The 14,833-nt window shown below is 69.1% G+C and carries 15 protein-coding genes; 10 read left to right on the top strand and 5 right to left on the bottom strand.

The annotated features are described in order from the left end of the window. Positions 1 to 116 precede the first annotated feature (116 nt). Entirely contained in the window at positions 117 to 653 is a 537-nt protein-coding gene (locus QGN31_RS16670) for a hypothetical protein (protein ID WP_009976241.1), read from the top strand. Positions 654 to 933: 280 nt separating this feature from the next. After that, positions 934 to 1,452: a hypothetical protein gene (locus tag QGN31_RS16665; RefSeq protein WP_014379798.1), complete on the top strand. Its 519-nt coding sequence runs from the start codon at positions 934 to 936 to the stop codon at positions 1,450 to 1,452. Here QGN31_RS16665 and QGN31_RS16660 read toward each other — a convergent pair. The 3 genes from QGN31_RS16660 to QGN31_RS16650 all read right to left on the bottom strand — a co-directional run bounded on the left by QGN31_RS16660 (position 1,446) and on the right by QGN31_RS16650 (position 3,348). Continuing rightward, positions 1,446 to 2,357: a sigma-70 family RNA polymerase sigma factor gene (locus QGN31_RS16660; protein WP_014379799.1), complete on the bottom strand. Its 912-nt coding sequence runs from the start codon at positions 2,355 to 2,357 to the stop codon at positions 1,446 to 1,448. The two genes, QGN31_RS16665 and QGN31_RS16660, sit on opposite strands and share 7 nt — an antisense overlap. After that, positions 2,354 to 2,950, bottom strand: coding sequence for a carboxymuconolactone decarboxylase family protein (locus QGN31_RS16655; RefSeq protein ID WP_014384383.1), 597 nt, complete (start codon positions 2,948 to 2,950; stop codon positions 2,354 to 2,356). Before QGN31_RS16655 ends, QGN31_RS16660 begins: the two co-directional genes overlap by 4 nt. 83 nt (positions 2,951 to 3,033) lie before the next feature. Further along, entirely contained in the window at positions 3,034 to 3,348 is a 315-nt protein-coding gene (locus QGN31_RS16650; protein ID WP_008255581.1) for a type II toxin-antitoxin system VapB family antitoxin, read from the bottom strand. Positions 3,349 to 3,519: 171 nt separating this feature from the next. Here QGN31_RS16650 and hrcA point away from each other — a divergent pair, with 171 nt between their 5' ends. From hrcA to era, 8 genes are all read left to right on the top strand, one after another. Continuing rightward, positions 3,520 to 4,551: a heat-inducible transcriptional repressor HrcA gene (gene hrcA / locus QGN31_RS16645; protein ID WP_008255582.1), complete on the top strand. Its 1,032-nt coding sequence runs from the start codon at positions 3,520 to 3,522 to the stop codon at positions 4,549 to 4,551. Positions 4,552 to 4,607: 56 nt separating this feature from the next. Next, on the top strand, positions 4,608 to 5,756 hold the full coding sequence (dnaJ, locus tag QGN31_RS16640) for a molecular chaperone DnaJ (protein ID WP_008255583.1): 1,149 nt from the start codon (positions 4,608 to 4,610) through the stop codon (positions 5,754 to 5,756). Positions 5,757 to 5,769: 13 nt separating this feature from the next. Continuing rightward, the gene (locus QGN31_RS16635) at positions 5,770 to 6,531 is read left to right on the top strand and encodes a 16S rRNA (uracil(1498)-N(3))-methyltransferase (RefSeq protein ID WP_014384384.1); all 762 of its coding nucleotides are present in this window, start codon (positions 5,770 to 5,772) and stop codon (positions 6,529 to 6,531) included. 113 nt (positions 6,532 to 6,644) lie between these two features. Further along, on the top strand, positions 6,645 to 7,703 hold the full coding sequence (locus tag QGN31_RS16630; RefSeq protein WP_036428749.1) for a PhoH family protein: 1,059 nt from the start codon (positions 6,645 to 6,647) through the stop codon (positions 7,701 to 7,703). A 20-nt stretch (positions 7,704 to 7,723) separates the two neighbouring features. Continuing rightward, complete coding sequence (gene ybeY, locus QGN31_RS16625) at positions 7,724 to 8,257, top strand: rRNA maturation RNase YbeY (RefSeq protein ID WP_008255587.1); 534 nt, start codon at positions 7,724 to 7,726, stop codon at positions 8,255 to 8,257. A 50-nt stretch (positions 8,258 to 8,307) separates the two neighbouring features. Further along, positions 8,308 to 9,528, top strand: coding sequence for a hypothetical protein (locus QGN31_RS16620; protein WP_263646491.1), 1,221 nt, complete (start codon positions 8,308 to 8,310; stop codon positions 9,526 to 9,528). A 38-nt stretch (positions 9,529 to 9,566) separates the two neighbouring features. Beyond that, a complete protein-coding gene (locus QGN31_RS16615) occupies positions 9,567 to 10,877 on the top strand; it encodes a hemolysin family protein (RefSeq protein ID WP_008255591.1) in 1,311 nt (436 codons plus the stop codon). Continuing rightward, positions 10,870 to 11,769, top strand: coding sequence for a GTPase Era (era, locus tag QGN31_RS16610; protein ID WP_008255596.1), 900 nt, complete (start codon positions 10,870 to 10,872; stop codon positions 11,767 to 11,769). Before QGN31_RS16615 ends, era begins: the two co-directional genes overlap by 8 nt. Positions 11,770 to 11,777: 8 nt before the next feature. On the opposite strand, the gene QGN31_RS16605 is transcribed toward era, so the two are convergent. Both QGN31_RS16605 and QGN31_RS16600 read right to left on the bottom strand, forming a co-directional pair. Continuing rightward, the gene (locus QGN31_RS16605; RefSeq protein ID WP_008255597.1) at positions 11,778 to 13,238 is read right to left on the bottom strand and encodes an aminotransferase class I/II-fold pyridoxal phosphate-dependent enzyme; all 1,461 of its coding nucleotides are present in this window, start codon (positions 13,236 to 13,238) and stop codon (positions 11,778 to 11,780) included. Between the two features lie 76 nt (positions 13,239 to 13,314). Continuing rightward, on the bottom strand, positions 13,315 to 14,805 hold the full coding sequence (locus tag QGN31_RS16600; protein ID WP_008255598.1) for an amidase: 1,491 nt from the start codon (positions 14,803 to 14,805) through the stop codon (positions 13,315 to 13,317). Positions 14,806 to 14,833: the final 28 nt, after the last annotated feature.

Raw genomic sequence — 14,833 nt, 5'->3', positions numbered from 1 at the left:
CGCAAATTCCGGAGTCACAGGGCACACTTACACCATCTTCAACCATGAAGACGTGTGACCGTGTGCGGCGATCCCCAAGATTTCCGCCACGGTCCATGTGTATCGAAGGGGGACCTGTGAATTCCGTGAAGTCCATTGCCACGGGCGTGGCGGCGCTGACCGCCATTGGCGGCGCCGCCGCCGGTGTGGCTTCCATTGCAGCACCGATGGGTCTGGATCATGTGCAACTGGCTGCGGTCGGCGCGCCACTGCCGCAGGACCCGCCACCGCCTCCGCCCCCGCCGCCGGGTGCGCCGGGCCAGTTGCCGACCGCCGATCAGTTGGCCACTCTGTGCAACCAGGTAACCGACCCCGGCGTCAACTACAGGGAGAAGGCCAACTTCGTTGAAAACGGCGTCAGCCAAAACGAGGGCATGGTGGCCGACCATGACCTGCGAAAGGCCTACCGCAACGGGAACTTTCCCGAGCAGTTCAACGTGACGAACATCGCGCCGGCGGGTCCGAACATGGCCCAGGCCGACGTCGCCATCACGGGCCCGAAGTTCGCCGGCCCCGTGACCAAGCACCTCGCGTTCGTCAACCAGGGTGGGAACTGGGTCCTGCAGCACGACGCGGCGATCGCGCTGATACAGGCCGCGACCGCCACCAACTGATGACCGCGCGGTGCCTACCGCGCAAACCGAAGGCGGTCTGGCGCATTCGCCGGACGTTCCGATACTCGAGGACACCCCATGCGTCGCCTTCTGGCGGCGCATGGGGTTTGGCATCTGCGGCCACCGGCAAGGGCGCCCGCACAGCCGGCGCACAGGGTGCTCATGTCGTTCGCACAACGGGCGGCCGTAACGTATCGGTGCCGAGACACGAAGTACGAGACGCAACGGGCACGCTGACACCACCCGAGCGTCGAGATTCGTGCCCACCGAAGGGGGAACCATGAACACTGTCAAAACCCTTGCCACCAGCGTGGCAGCTCTGGCGATCGTCGGCGGCGCGGCCGCCGGCCTGACCTCGATGTCGGAGCCGAGCCCGCAGGTGGGGGTGCAGCTCGCCACGATCGGCGCGCCGCTTCCGCAGGATCCGCCGCCGGCGCAGCCAATCGCGGGCGCTAATGTCCCGACGCCCGATCAGCTGACCGGCCTGCTCAACAGCCTGGCCGACCCGAGCGTGTCGTTCAGCAACAAGAGCAACCTGGTGCAGGGCGGCATCAGCGGCATCGAGGCGCACGTCGCCGACAAGAAGCTGCAGAAGGCCGCGAAAAACGGTGACCTGCCGCTGTCGTTCGACGTGACGAACATCCAACCCACCGCCGCCGGCTCGGCGACCGCCGACGTGTCGGTCTCCGGTCCCAAGCTGACGTCCCCGGTCACCCAGAACGTCACCTTCGTCAACCAGGGCGGCTGGGTGCTGTCCCGGGCCTCGGCGATGGAGCTGCTGCAGGCCGCCGGTCAGTGATCGGCGCCGGGCGCGCGCAGGCCTAATTTCGCGATGCGTGCCGGATCCGCCAGCACATCGATCGCCCGGATCCGGCCGCCCCGCACCACGAATCCCATGACGGACGCCGCGCGTCCGGCGACGAAGATGACGGCGCCGGCGGCGCCGTTGACGGTCGCGGCGCGCACCTCGCGGTCGGGCCCGGCGTAGCTTCGGGCCAGCCTGGCCACCGAGGCCGCACCGTCGGCCCGGAACGCCGCCGCGGGCGGGCCGAAGTCACCCCGCAGCACCACCTCGGGATGCAGCACCGACACCAAACGCTCGAAGTCACCACTGCGGCCCGCCGCGAAGAAGGCGTCCACCACCTCGCGTTGGGCGGCGAGGTCGCCGTCGGGAACCGGATCGGCCCGCTCGATCCGCCGGCGCGCGCGGCTGGCCAGCTTGCGGGCCGACTCCGGCGTCCGATCGACGATGGTGGCGATCTGATCGAACGGCACGCTGAAGACGTCGTGCAGCACGAAGGCCAATCGCTCCGCCGGCGGCAGCGTGTCCAGCACCACGAACAGCGCCAGCCCCACCGCGTCGGCCAGCATGGCGCGGTGTTCGGGATCGAATTCCTCGTCGGCTTCCACGATCGGGTCGGGCAGGCGGACGCTCAGCTCCTCGCCGCCGTGAGTTCGGCGCTCGCGCAACATGTTCAGGCAGATGCGGGCGACCACGGTGGTCAGCCACGCGTCGGGGTTGACGATCTCCCCGGAGCTGCCGCTCAACCGCAGCCAGGCCTCCTGCACGGCGTCCTGGGCGTCCTCGAACGAGCCCAGCATGCGATAGGCGAGGGCGCCCAACCGCGGCCGGGCCGCCTCGAAGCGCGCCGTCAATGCCCGCAGTGACGGCGATGACGGCGCAGACGCATCGGGATTGGTCACGGGCGACCAGTCTCCGGCAGGGCGCACACGCGGTCGCCGGAAAAGCCTGACGACCCGATGTCGAGCGCGATGTTGAAGCGGGCGCGCAGATTGCCCAGCGTGATGACGTGGGTCAGGCCGACCAGTTGGGCGGTGTCGAAGTGCGCGCGCAGCGCCTCGAAAAGCTCATCGCTCACCTCGACGGGGGTGCGGCTGATCGCGGTCGCGTATTCGAGGATCAGTTTGTCGACGTCGGAAAAGCACGGCGCGTCCCGATAATTGGCCATCCCCAGCAGCTCTTCGTCGGTGATGCCCCATTGCCGGGCGATCTGCGAGCCGAGGTCGATGCAGTATTCGCAGCGCACCGTCGTCGCCGATTTCAGCTCCGCCAGCGCTCGGTGGCGCGGGCTGAGAACGTCCAGCTTCGATTCGGCCTGCTCCAACTTGCCGTAGGCGTTGAGCAGTCTCGGGATGTGCGCATACATCCGCAGCGGTTCCAGCATTCCCGCGGTTTCCAGCCCGGTCATCTGCGCGAGCTTGCGCCTGGTGAAGAAGAAGGCGATCTTGGCGCCCAGGCCGGCGTCGCGGTCGGAGACTCCCTGTAGCCGTGGCATGGCGATCCTCCCGGCAAGTTGTGGTCGTGAACCAACGTCCTCACTAGGTCGACACGCGGGAAGGCCCAAACGTGACCACTAACTCACCCGGGCTGGCCCAGGGGCATGTCCATGTCGAACACGCGGGCGTGAAGCACGGTGCGGTTCCGCAGCGCGGCGCGCACCGCGCGGTGCAGGCCGTCCTCGAGATAGGTGGTGCCCTTCCACCGCACCGCGTGCGGGAACAGGTCGCCGTAGAAGGTGGAGTCCTCCGAGAGCAGGCGGTCCAGCGCGAGCACCGTTGTGGTGGTGACCAATTCGTCGAGCCGGATCTGTTGCGGCGGTATCTGGGACCAATCCCGATAGGACAGGTTGTGCTCGGGATACGGTTTGCCGTCGCGCACGCCCTTGAAAATCATTGGCCGATCTCCCCCGACGCATAGCTGTGGCCCGACCGGTTCATGCTGGAAAGGCTAGCCGGACACCGGCCGTCCCGGCGAGCAGACGCTTGCGCTCCACCGGTGCGGGCGACGGCGCCCGAGACCGTAAAATGAACCGGGTCAAAGCGGTATCGAAGGAGGTGACGACCAGTGGGAACTGCCGATGACCGACGGTTCGAGGTGCTGCGGGCCATCGTCGCTGATTTCGTCGCCACCAAAGAGCCGATCGGTTCCAAGACGCTGGTGGAGCGCCACAACCTGGGTGTCTCGTCGGCCACCGTCCGCAACGACATGGCGGTGCTCGAGGCCGAGGGCTACATCACCCAGCCGCACACCAGTTCCGGGCGGGTGCCCACCGAGAAGGGCTACCGCGAATTCGTCGACCGGCTCGACGACGTCAAGCCGCTGTCCTCGGCCGAACGGCGCGCGATCCAGGGATTCCTGGAGTCCGGTGTCGACCTCGACGACGTCCTGCGCCGCGCCGTGCGGCTGCTCGCGCAACTGACCCGGCAGGTGGCCGTCGTGCAGTACCCGACGCTGTCGTCGTCGACCGTGCGCCACCTCGAGGTGATCGCCCTGACGCCCGCTCGGCTGCTGATGGTCGTCATCACCGACTCCGGCCGGGTGGACCAGCGCGTGGTCGAACTCGGCGACGTCATCGACGACCACGAACTCTCCCAGCTGCGGGAGATGCTCGGCCAGGCGCTGGTGGGCAAGAAACTGTCGGCCGCCTCGGTCGCGGTGGCCGACCTCGCCGGGCAGTTGAGCAGCCCGGAAGGGCTGGGCGACGCCGTGGGCCGATCGGCGACGGTGTTGCTGGAGTCACTCGTCGAGCACACCGAGGAACGCCTGCTGATGGGCGGCACCGCCAACCTGACCCGCAACGCCGCCGATTTCGGCGGCTCGCTGCGCTCCATCCTGGAAGCGCTCGAGGAGCAGGTGGTGGTGCTGCGGTTGCTGGCCGCCCAGCAGGAAGCCGGTAAGGTGACGGTTCGCATCGGCCACGAGACGGCCGCCGATCAGATACTGGGCACTTCCGTGGTGACCACCGCCTACGGCACCTCCGACACCGTGTACGGGGGAATGGGTGTGCTGGGGCCCACCCGGATGGACTATCCGGGAACTATCGCCAGCGTTGCCGCGGTTGCCCTATATATCGGCGAAGTCCTGGGTGCTCGATGAACGCGCACCCGCAGTGTGGGTAGGCGCGGAGAAGACCAGGTATAGGAGAGTCAGGCGTGGCACGCGATTATTACGGGCTGCTCGGCGTGAGCAGAAACGCCGGTGACGCGGAGATCAAGCGCGCGTACCGCAAGTTGGCGCGCGAACTGCATCCCGACGTCAATCCCGATGAGGCCGCGCAGGCGAAGTTCAAGGAAATCAGCGTCGCCTACGAGGTGCTGAGCGACCCCGAGAAGCGGCGGATCGTCGACCTGGGCGGCGATCCGATGGAGAACGCGGCCGCGGCCGGCGGCGGTTTCGGCGGCGGTTTCGGGGGCCTGGGCGACGTGTTCGAGGCCTTCTTCGGCGGCGGTTTCAGTGGCGGCGCGACCTCCCGAGGTCCCATCGGGCGGGTACGGCCCGGCTCGGATTCGCTGCTGCGGATGCGGCTCGATCTCGAAGAGTGCGCGACCGGCGTCACCAAGCAGGTCACCGTCGACACCGCAGTGCTGTGTGACCGCTGCCAGGGCAAGGGCACCAACGGCGACTCGGCTCCGGTGCCGTGCGACACGTGTGGTGGTCGCGGCGAGGTCCAGACCGTGCAGCGCTCCCTGCTGGGGCAGGTGATGACGTCGCGGCCGTGTCCGACCTGCCGCGGCGTCGGGGTCGTCATCCCCGACCCGTGCCACCAGTGCATGGGTGACGGCCGGGTGCGCGCCCGCCGGGAGATCAGCGTCAAGATCCCCGCCGGTGTCGGCGACGGCATGCGCGTGCGACTGGCCGCCCAGGGCGAGGTGGGACCCGGCGGCGGGCCGGCCGGTGACCTGTACGTCGAGGTGCACGAGCAGAGCCACGACGTCTTCGTCCGCGAAGGCGACGACCTGCACTGCACCGTGTCGGTGCCGATGGTCGACGCGGCGCTGGGCGCCACCGTCACCGTCGACGCCATCCTGGACGGCGTCAGCGAGATCACCATTCCGCCGGGCACCCAACCGGCTTCGGTCATCACACTGCGCGGCCACGGGATGCCGCACCTGCGCACCGGCACCCGCGGCGATCTGCATGTCCACGTCGAGGTGGTGGTCCCCGCCCGCCTGGACGCCCGCGACACCGAACTGCTGCGCGAACTGAAGGCCCGCCGCAGCCGCGACGTCCCCGAGGTGCGCTCGACCCACGCCGGCGGCGGCCTGTTCAGCCGCCTCCGCGAGACGTTCACCGGACGCTAGTCAAGGCGCGCCGATGGTCGCGACCCTGTTCTACGCCGACGCGCTGCCCGAGACCGGCGCGCTGGCCGTCCTGGGCGGTGACGAGGGGTTTCATGCCGCCAGCGTGCGGCGGATCCGCCCCGGTGAGCAACTGGTGCTCGGCGACGGCGCCGGCGGCCTGGCGCACTGCGAGGTGGAGCACGCCGGGCGTGACGGACTGCGGGCGCGGGTGCTCAAGCGCTGGAGCGTCGCGCCCGGAACCCCGCCGGTGACTGTCGTGCAGGCCCTGCCGAAGTCGGAGCGATCGGAGCTGGCCATCGAGCTGGCCACCGAGGCGGGGGCCGACGGGTTCCTGGCCTGGCAGGCCGCCCGCTGCGTGGCCAACTGGCAGGGCGCCCGGGTCGAGAAAGGTCTGCGCCGCTGGCGTGCGGTCGCCCGTTCGGCGGCCCGGCAATCGCGCCGGGCGCACATCCCGCCGGTCGACGGGGTGCTGTCCACCCCGGCGCTGACCTCGCGCATCCGCGACGAGGTGGCCGGCGGCGCGACGGTGCTGGCCTTGCACGAGTCGGCCACCGAGCGGCTCGCCCACGCCGACCTCGCGGGAGCGCCGTCGGTGTTGTTGGTGGTCGGCCCCGAGGGCGGGATCGCCGACGACGAGATGGCGGTGTTGTCCGACGCGGGCGCGACGGCGGTGCGGCTGGGTCCGCAGGTGTTGCGGACGTCGACCGCCGCGGCCGTGGCGCTCGGTGCGCTGGGGGTGCTGACCCCGCGATGGGACCACCCGTCGAGCCTGTGAAGACTCGTCGCGCGCTGCACATTGGGGCCAGCGTCGACCCGGCGGTAGGATAAAAACGCTAGAAAACGCCGGAATCGGCGAGCACTTCACACAAGGCAGGCATCGAAAACCACGTGACGCCCCGCGAGACCAGCGCTGCTGACGCAGCCGGACCCCTCCAGGCCGACGCTCAAGTTCGCAGCAGCATCAACGTTCCGCCCCATTCCGTCATGGGCCTGCTGGGTTCGGCAGACGAGAACCTGCGCTCGCTGGAACGCACCCTGGACGCGGATCTGCACGTGCGCGGCAACACCGTCACCATCTCCGGTGAGCCCGCCGACGTCGCGCTCGCCGAACGGGTGATCTCCGAACTGATCGCGATCGTCGCCGGTGGGCAGCCGTTGACCCCGGAGGTGGTCCGGCACAGCGTCGCCATGCTGGCCGGCACCGACAACGAGTCACCGGCCGAAGTGCTCACGCTGGACATCCTGTCGCGACGCGGCAAGACGATCCGGCCCAAGACGCTCAACCAGAAGCGCTACGTCGACGCCATCGACGCCAACACCGTCGTCTTCGGGGTGGGCCCGGCCGGCACCGGCAAGACGTACCTCGCAATGGCCAAGGCGGTCAACGCTTTACAGACCAAACAGGTCAGCCGCATCATCCTGACCCGCCCGGCCGTGGAAGCCGGTGAGCGCCTTGGCTTTTTGCCGGGCACGCTCAGCGAGAAGATCGACCCGTACCTGCGGCCGCTGTACGACGCGCTCTACGACATGATGGACGCCGAGCTGATCCCCAAGCTGATGTCGGCGGGGGTCATCGAGGTGGCGCCGCTGGCGTACATGCGTGGTAGGACGTTGAACTCCGCGTTCATCGTGCTCGACGAGGCGCAGAACACCACCGCCGAGCAGATGAAGATGTTCCTCACCCGCTTGGGCTTCGGATCCAAGATCGTCGTCACCGGCGACATCACCCAGGTCGACCTTCCGGGCGGGGCCAGGTCGGGTCTGCGTTCGGCGATGGAGATCCTCGACAGCGTCGAGGACATCCACGTGGCGGAACTGACCAGCGTGGACGTGGTGCGCCACCGGCTGGTCTCGGAAATCGTCGACGCCTACGCCAAGTTCGAAGAGCCCGACCTGACGATGAACCGGGCGGCCAGGCGGGCGTCGGGCTCGCGCGGTCGCCGATGATGGTGCGGTGAGCGGGTTCCATGAGCATTGAGGTATCCAACGAGTCGGGCATCGACGTCTCCGAGGCCGAGTTGATCAGCGTCGCGCGGCATGTCATCGCCAAGATGGACGTCAATCCGGCGGCCGAGCTGTCGATGGTGCTGTTGGACACCGCGGCGATGGCCGACCTGCACATGCGCTGGATGGACCTGCCCGGGCCCACCGACGTGATGAGCTTCCCGATGGACGAGCTCGAACCGGGCGGGCGCCCGGACGCCCCCGAGCCCGGGCCCTCGATGCTGGGCGACATCGTGCTGTGCCCGGAATTCGCGGCCAGTCAGGCCGCCGCGGCGGGGCACAGCCTGGGGCACGAGCTGGCGCTGCTGACCATCCACGGGGTGCTGCACCTGATCGGCTACGACCACGGCGAGCCGGACGAGGAAAAGGAGATGTTCGCGCTGCAGGACCGGTTGCTCGAGGAGTGGGTCGCCGACCAGGTCGAGGCCTACCGCCAGGACCGCCAGGAAGAGCGCGATCGCCGATTGCTTGACAAGTCAAGGTATTTCGACAATTGAGCCGACTCAGGATCCTGGTGGCGGCAGCCATCGCGTTCGCGCCGATCTCGATGATCGTCGCCATCCCCGGCACGGTGGCACAGGCGGCGCCCTGCGCCGGCGCGGGCTCGAACCCCGTGTCCTGCCAGCGCTGCATGTTCTACGTGAACGCCTATCACACGGCGAACGTGTGCAACGAGGACAAGCGCGGCGTCCAGGGGCCCGCGAGCAACGCGCCGACACCGGTTCCGCAGGTGCCCATCCCGGCGTACGAACCGCCCCCGCTTCCGCCGCCGGTGCAGCAACCGGTGGTCCTGCCGCCGCCCAACGCGGGCCAAAACACCGTCCCGGTGCTCGAGATCAATCCGCCCGGCCCCGATGCGCCGCGAAACGCCCCGGTGGTCGCGCCGCCGCGAGGGCTGGATGCGCCCTCGGTGGCGATCGCAGCGGCGAAGGCCGCGCCGGTAACCCGCGCCGACCCCGCCAACCCGCCGAAGCCGCCGACCGAGGTGGACTTCAACCAGCAGGTGCAAAACGTGGTGAATGCCCACCGGCAAAACGTCGACATCCTCAAGATCGACGAGCACCGGTTCGTGCGGCCGCGCCACTGGGACTACGTCGACTACGACGATGCCTACCGCCGCCCAACCCTCTACAACCCGCTCAATCAGGCGATGACGTTCCGCTACTTCTACAACGGCGCCTACCAGCAGCTGTACCTCCCGCGCGGAGCGCGGATGGTGCTCGACGCCGCGACCGTCGGCGTCGTCCCGTTCACCGCGGTCGGCGACAGCTATGTGGCCTCGGGCAGCTTCTACGGGGGTGGCTCGCTACCGCTCAACGGATACAACGGGCCACCGCCGCCGGACTACAAGCCGCCGGCGCCCCCGAAGCTGTACGACAACGTCGTCGTGTCCGTTCCCGCCAAGGGCGAGACCGTGGAAGTGGGCCACGTGGCGGTGGTGGGCCACGACGGTAGCCAATCCCCGGGGAGCCAGGACACGTTCCTGCTCGACGACTCCACCCTGGCCTGGGGCCAGATCGACAACTCCAGCAGCGCGCCCGCCCAGATCCGGGTGATCAAGACCCAGCCGACGCCGGGCGTCGGCCTCACCGACGACGGCGGCTTCTTGGTGCTGCTCGCCGTTCACCACCCGGAGCCCGGCCAACCCCACCAATCCGTGTGGACCATGGCGCTGCGCTTCGGTGGGTTCGCCGTGGTGGTGGGCCTGGTCGCCTGGCTGCTCAATCGCCGGAACCGCAGCGAGGACGACGCCGCTGAGTCCTCGTGATGCCACAGGGGAATAGTGACCACGTCGAGGGATGACCGTTGACCGGCTGGTCTGAGCTGTTCGCCGCGGTCGCGTTGATCGCGCTGGGCGGGCTTTTCGCCGCGATCGATGCGGCCATCAGCACGGTGTCGCTGGCCCGTGTTCAGGAAATGGTGCGCGACGAGCGGCCGGGCGCGGTGGCGCTGTCCAAGGTGATGTCGGAGCGTCCCCGCTACATCAACCTCGTTGTGCTGCTGCGGATCACCTGCGAGATCACCGCGACCGTGCTGCTGGTGGTGTTCCTCTATGACAACTTCGGGCTGAAGTGGGGATTGTTCGGCGCCGCGGCCATCATGGTGGTGACCAGCTTCGTCGTCATGGGGGTGGGCCCGCGCACCCTCGGCCGCCAACACGCCTATTCCATCGCGTTGACGACGGTGCTTCCGCTGCAAGCGATCTCGTGGTTGTTGATGCCGATCAGCCGGCTCCTGGTGGTGCTGGGTAACGCGGTCACCCCGGGGCGCGGGTTGAGGAACGGGCCGTTCGCCTCGGAGATCGAGCTGCGCGAGGTCGTCGACCTGGCTCAGCAGCGTGGCGTGGTCGCCGCCGAGGAACGCCGGATGATCCAGTCGGTCTTCGAACTCGGCGACACCCCGGCCCGCGAGGTCATGGTCCCGCGCACCGAGATGATCTGGATCGAAAGCGACAAATTCGCCAGCCAAGCCATCAACCTGGCGGTGCGCAGCGGCCATTCCCGCATCCCGGTGATCGGCGAGAACGTCGACGACATCGTCGGCGTCGTGTACCTGAAAGACCTTGTCCAGCAGACGTTTTTGTCGGGCGGCGGCGGGCGGACCATCCCGGTGGCGCAGGTGATGCGGCCGGCGGTCTTCGTGCCGGACTCCAAGCCCTTGGACGCCCTGCTGCGCGAAATGCAGCGCGACCGCAACCACATGGCCCTGCTCGTCGACGAGTACGGCGCGATCGCCGGCCTGGTCAGCATCGAAGACGTGCTCGAAGAAATCGTCGGCGAGATCGCCGACGAGTACGACCAGGCGGAGACGGCGCCGATAGAAGACCTGGGCGACAAGCGTTTTCGGGTGTCGGCTCGGCTGCCGATCGAGGACCTCGGCGAACTGTACGGCGTGCAGTTCGACGACGACCTCGACGTCGACACCGTCGGCGGGCTGCTCGCCCTGGAATTGGGCCGGGTGCCGCTGCCGGGCGCCGAGGTGATCTCCCACGGTTTGCGGCTGCACGCCGAGGGCGGCACGGATCACCGTGGGCGGGTACGCATCGGCACCGTCCTGCTCAGCCCCGTCGAATCCGACGGCTCACCCGATGGCGAGGAACCCCCGCAGCATGACTGAATTCCGTTCCGGCTTCGTATGTTTGGTCGGCCGGCCCAACACCGGGAAGTCGACCCTGACGAACGCGCTCGTCGGGACCAAGGTCGCGATCACCTCGAAACGGCCACAAACCACCCGGCACACCATCCGGGGGATCGTGCACCGGGACGACTTCCAGATCATCCTGGTCGACACGCCGGGTCTGCACCGCCCGCGCACCCTGCTGGGCAAGCGGCTCAACGACCTGGTGCGCGACACCTACGCCGAGGTGGACGTGATCGGGCTGTGCATCCCGGCCGACGAGGCGATCGGCCCGGGCGACCGGTGGATCGTCGAGCAGATTCGGGCGACCGCGCCCAAGGCGACACTGGTCGCCATCGTCACCAAGATCGACAAGGCGCCCAAGGACCGGGTCGCCGCGCAGTTGGTCGCGGTCAGCGCGCTGGTCGGCGAGCAGGCCGAGATCGTCCCGGTGTCGGCGGTGGCCGGGACGCAAATGGACGTCCTGATCGACGTGCTGGCCGCGGCGCTGCCGCCCGGGCCCGCCTACTACCCCGACGGGGAACTGACCGACGAACCCGAAGAGGTGTTGATGGCCGAGCTCATCCGGGAGGCGGCCCTGGAGGGGGTGCGCGACGAGCTGCCGCACTCGTTGGCCGTGGTCATCGACGAGGTCAGCCCGCGGGAGGACCGCGACGACCTGATCGACGTGCACGCGCTGCTCTACGTCGAACGCGACAGCCAGAAGGGCATCATCATCGGCAAGGGCGGGGCCCGGCTGCGCGACGTCGGCACCGCCGCGCGCGCCCAGATCGAGAAGCTGCTGGGCACCAAGGTGTACCTCGACCTGCGCGTCAAGGTCGCCAAGAACTGGCAGAGCGACCCCAAACAGCTTGGCCGGCTGGGCTTTTAGCGGGCTTTCTACGTGGCGAGCACCCGGATGGTGTTCAGCGACGGATCGGCCGCATCGGGCAGATTCATGCCGGCATTGACGCCCGAGCAAAGATAGTCCAGCACGGCATCGTTGAGACGCTCACCCGGCACGACGGCGGGGATGCCCGGGGGATAGGGGGTGATCTGCTCGGCGGCGATGCGGCCCGCGGCGCTGTCCGTGGACACCGTTTCCACCCGCCCGAAAAACGCGTCACGCGGCAACTCGACGGACTCCAGTTGCAGCTCGTCGGGCGAGGGCAGCGCGATGCTCGGCGGCGGCTCGAAGTCGTCGGCGGCGGTGCGCCACGCGCGCAGCGCGTCGGTGAGACGCCCCAGGGTCTCCTTGTCGTCGGCCATCGACAGGGTGGCCAGGATGCGGCGGTGATCGCTCATCCCCACGTCGATGTGCGCGTGCGCCCGCAGCCAGTCGGCGGCCTGATAACCCGAAGTGCCCGTCGCGGATACGTCGATCAGCACCTGCATCCGGTCCAGGTCGTGGGACGCCTGCGCGCCGAGCAACTCGTCGTCGAGAACCTCCACATCCGGGATGAGTTCGATCTCCTCACGCACGTGTCGCGTCAAATCGAGTGCGGCACCGAGCAATTCATGACCGTGCTGCACCATCTGCCGGCGCCAGCCGTCCATGGCGGCGTACAACAGGACGCTGGGACTGGTGGTCATCAGCTGATCCGCGCAGGCGGACAGGCGATCCCGATCGATCAGGTCGCCCTGCAGGTGAAACACCGAACCCTGCTCGAAACCGGCGCCCATCTTGTGCACGCTGACCACGCAGACGTCCGCGCCGGCGTCCATCGCCCAGGTCGGCAGGTCCTCGTGGAACGGCAGGTGTGCGCCCCACGCCTCGTCGAGGATCAGCGGCTTTCCGCGCCGGTGACACACCTCGGCGATCCCGGCGATGTCGGCGCAGGTGCCGTAGGGGCTGGGGCTGACGACGAGCGCGCCGGCGGCCTCGGGGTGCTTGTCCCAGGCCTGTTCGACCTGCTCCGGCGAGGGCGGATGAGAGAAGTGGTGCGCGGCGTCCCAGCGGGGGGTGATCCAGCGCGGCTGCACGCCGGAGAAGATCAGCCCCGCCACGATCGACTTGTGGCTGTCGCGGCTGACCAGCAGGCTGCCCTCGCCGCCGGCCACCGCCATCATCGCCGCCCGCACCGACAGGGAACTGCCGCAGGTGGAGAACCACGCGGTGTCCGCGCCCACTGCCTCGGCCATCAGGTCTTCGGCGTTCTTCAAGTACTTGTTGCTGGTCCGGCGGTCATCCAGGCCGCCGCTGGCCAGTACGTCGTCGAGGAAGGGTTCACGGCCCAGGACCGCGAGGACCCGCTCGTCGGTGCCGCGGCCCTGCCGGTGGCCGGGCGGCGTGAACCCGTATCGGTTCTTTTCCCGATAGTCGGCCAGCGCATCGAGCAGTGGGGCGTCGGATTGGTCCATGGCGAACGTGTACCCGCCTCGTCGGCAGGAAATTCACCGCTCCGACCTGCCCAGACGGCGGGACGCGGCGGTGATCTCAGCCGCTGGGCGCGGGCGCCGGAGGGGTGTCCGCGCTCTGGTGCCACCAGGGTTGGGGCTGCTTGCTGGCCCATCCGCACACGGCTTCGAGCTCGGCGGCCAGCGAGATCAGCATGCCCTCGCTGTTGGCCGGGCCCATCAGCTGCACGCCGATCGGCAGGCCTTCGGAGGTGAAGCCCGCCGGAACGTTGATGGACGGCCACCCCAGGACGTTCCACGGGAACGTCAGCGGGCAGGCCGCGATCATGGCCCGGTCGGTGCCGAAGCCGCTCAACCGGTCGAAGGCCCGCGCCAGCGGCGGGGGCTGGGCGGTGGTCGGCGCCAACACCACGTCGACGATGTCGAAGATCGAACCGACCCGGCGCTGGTCGGCCGCCTCGTGGCGGCGGGCGCTGCGCAGGATCGCCTGCCCCAGCGCGGCGCCCATGCGCAGGTTGGACAGGGTCCGGGGGTCCAGCACGACGCCGTCGCCCAAGCGCTCCTCCCAATCCCGCAGGCCCGCGGTGGACCGGGCGAGAAAGTCCCACGACAACCGCATGCCGTAGTCGGGGTTGCCGGACACCACGGTGTGGCCCAGCAGTTCGAGTTGGTTACCCACGGCGCGCGTCGCCGCCAGGATCTCCGGGTGCAGCTTGGGCCGGAAACCGGTGTAGGGAAACCGGGTTGACAGCGCGATGTTCAGCGGGCCGGGCGCCTTGCCCACATAGTCGGAGGCGGTGATCGCGGGCGGTTTGTGACGGTCCCCCTCGACGTTGCCGGACGCGGCGTCGAGCACCAGCGCCGCGTCGGCGACCGTGCGGGCCAGCACGCCGTTGACCGTGATGCCGTTGAACGCCTCCGGCAGCGGCCAGGTCGAGATCCGTCCGCGCTGCGGCTTGATGCCCACCAGGTGCGTCCATGCCGCGGGGATGCGGATACTGCCGGCGCCGTCGGACCCGATGGCGGCCGTGACCAGGCCCGCGGCCACCGCCGCGGCGCTGCCGCCCGACGACCCGCCGGGGGTGTGCCGCCGCGACCAGGGGTTGCGGGTGTGCCCGAAACCGGGTCCGCTGGTGAACGGCCACTGGCCGAGCTCACACGTGTTGGTCTTGCCCACGATCACCGCGCCGGCGGCCTTGAGGCGGCGCACCACCTCGGCGTCGTGCGTCGCCGGCGGAACCGTCCCCTCGGTGCCGAACGCAGTGGGCACGCCGGCAATGTCGACGTCGTCCTTGACGGCGATCGGGATGCCCAGCAGCGGGGCGGTGTCCCCGGCCGCGCGGCGCCGGTCGGCCTCGGCCGCGTCGGCCAGCGCCGACTCGGTGAGCACCACCCGGAAGGCGTTCAGCGTGGGCTGGCTGGCGTGGATGGCGTGCAGCGAACGACCCACCAGGGTGGTGGACGTCACCGAGCGGCTGGCCAACTGATAGAGCAGGTCGGTCAGCGTGGGCAGGCGCTGGTTGCCGGACCCGGAAATGGACCCGACTCCCGACCCCGAAGCGCCAATCACGGGGTACGAGACTAGACGGCGCGGATAC

The organism is Mycobacterium sp. 2-64 (assembly GCF_035918375.1).
Lineage (GTDB): Bacteria > Actinomycetota > Actinomycetes > Mycobacteriales > Mycobacteriaceae > Mycobacterium > Mycobacterium intracellulare.
The sequence above is the reverse complement of the archived record's forward strand: the minus strand, read 5'-3'. Positions and strand labels throughout refer to the sequence as shown.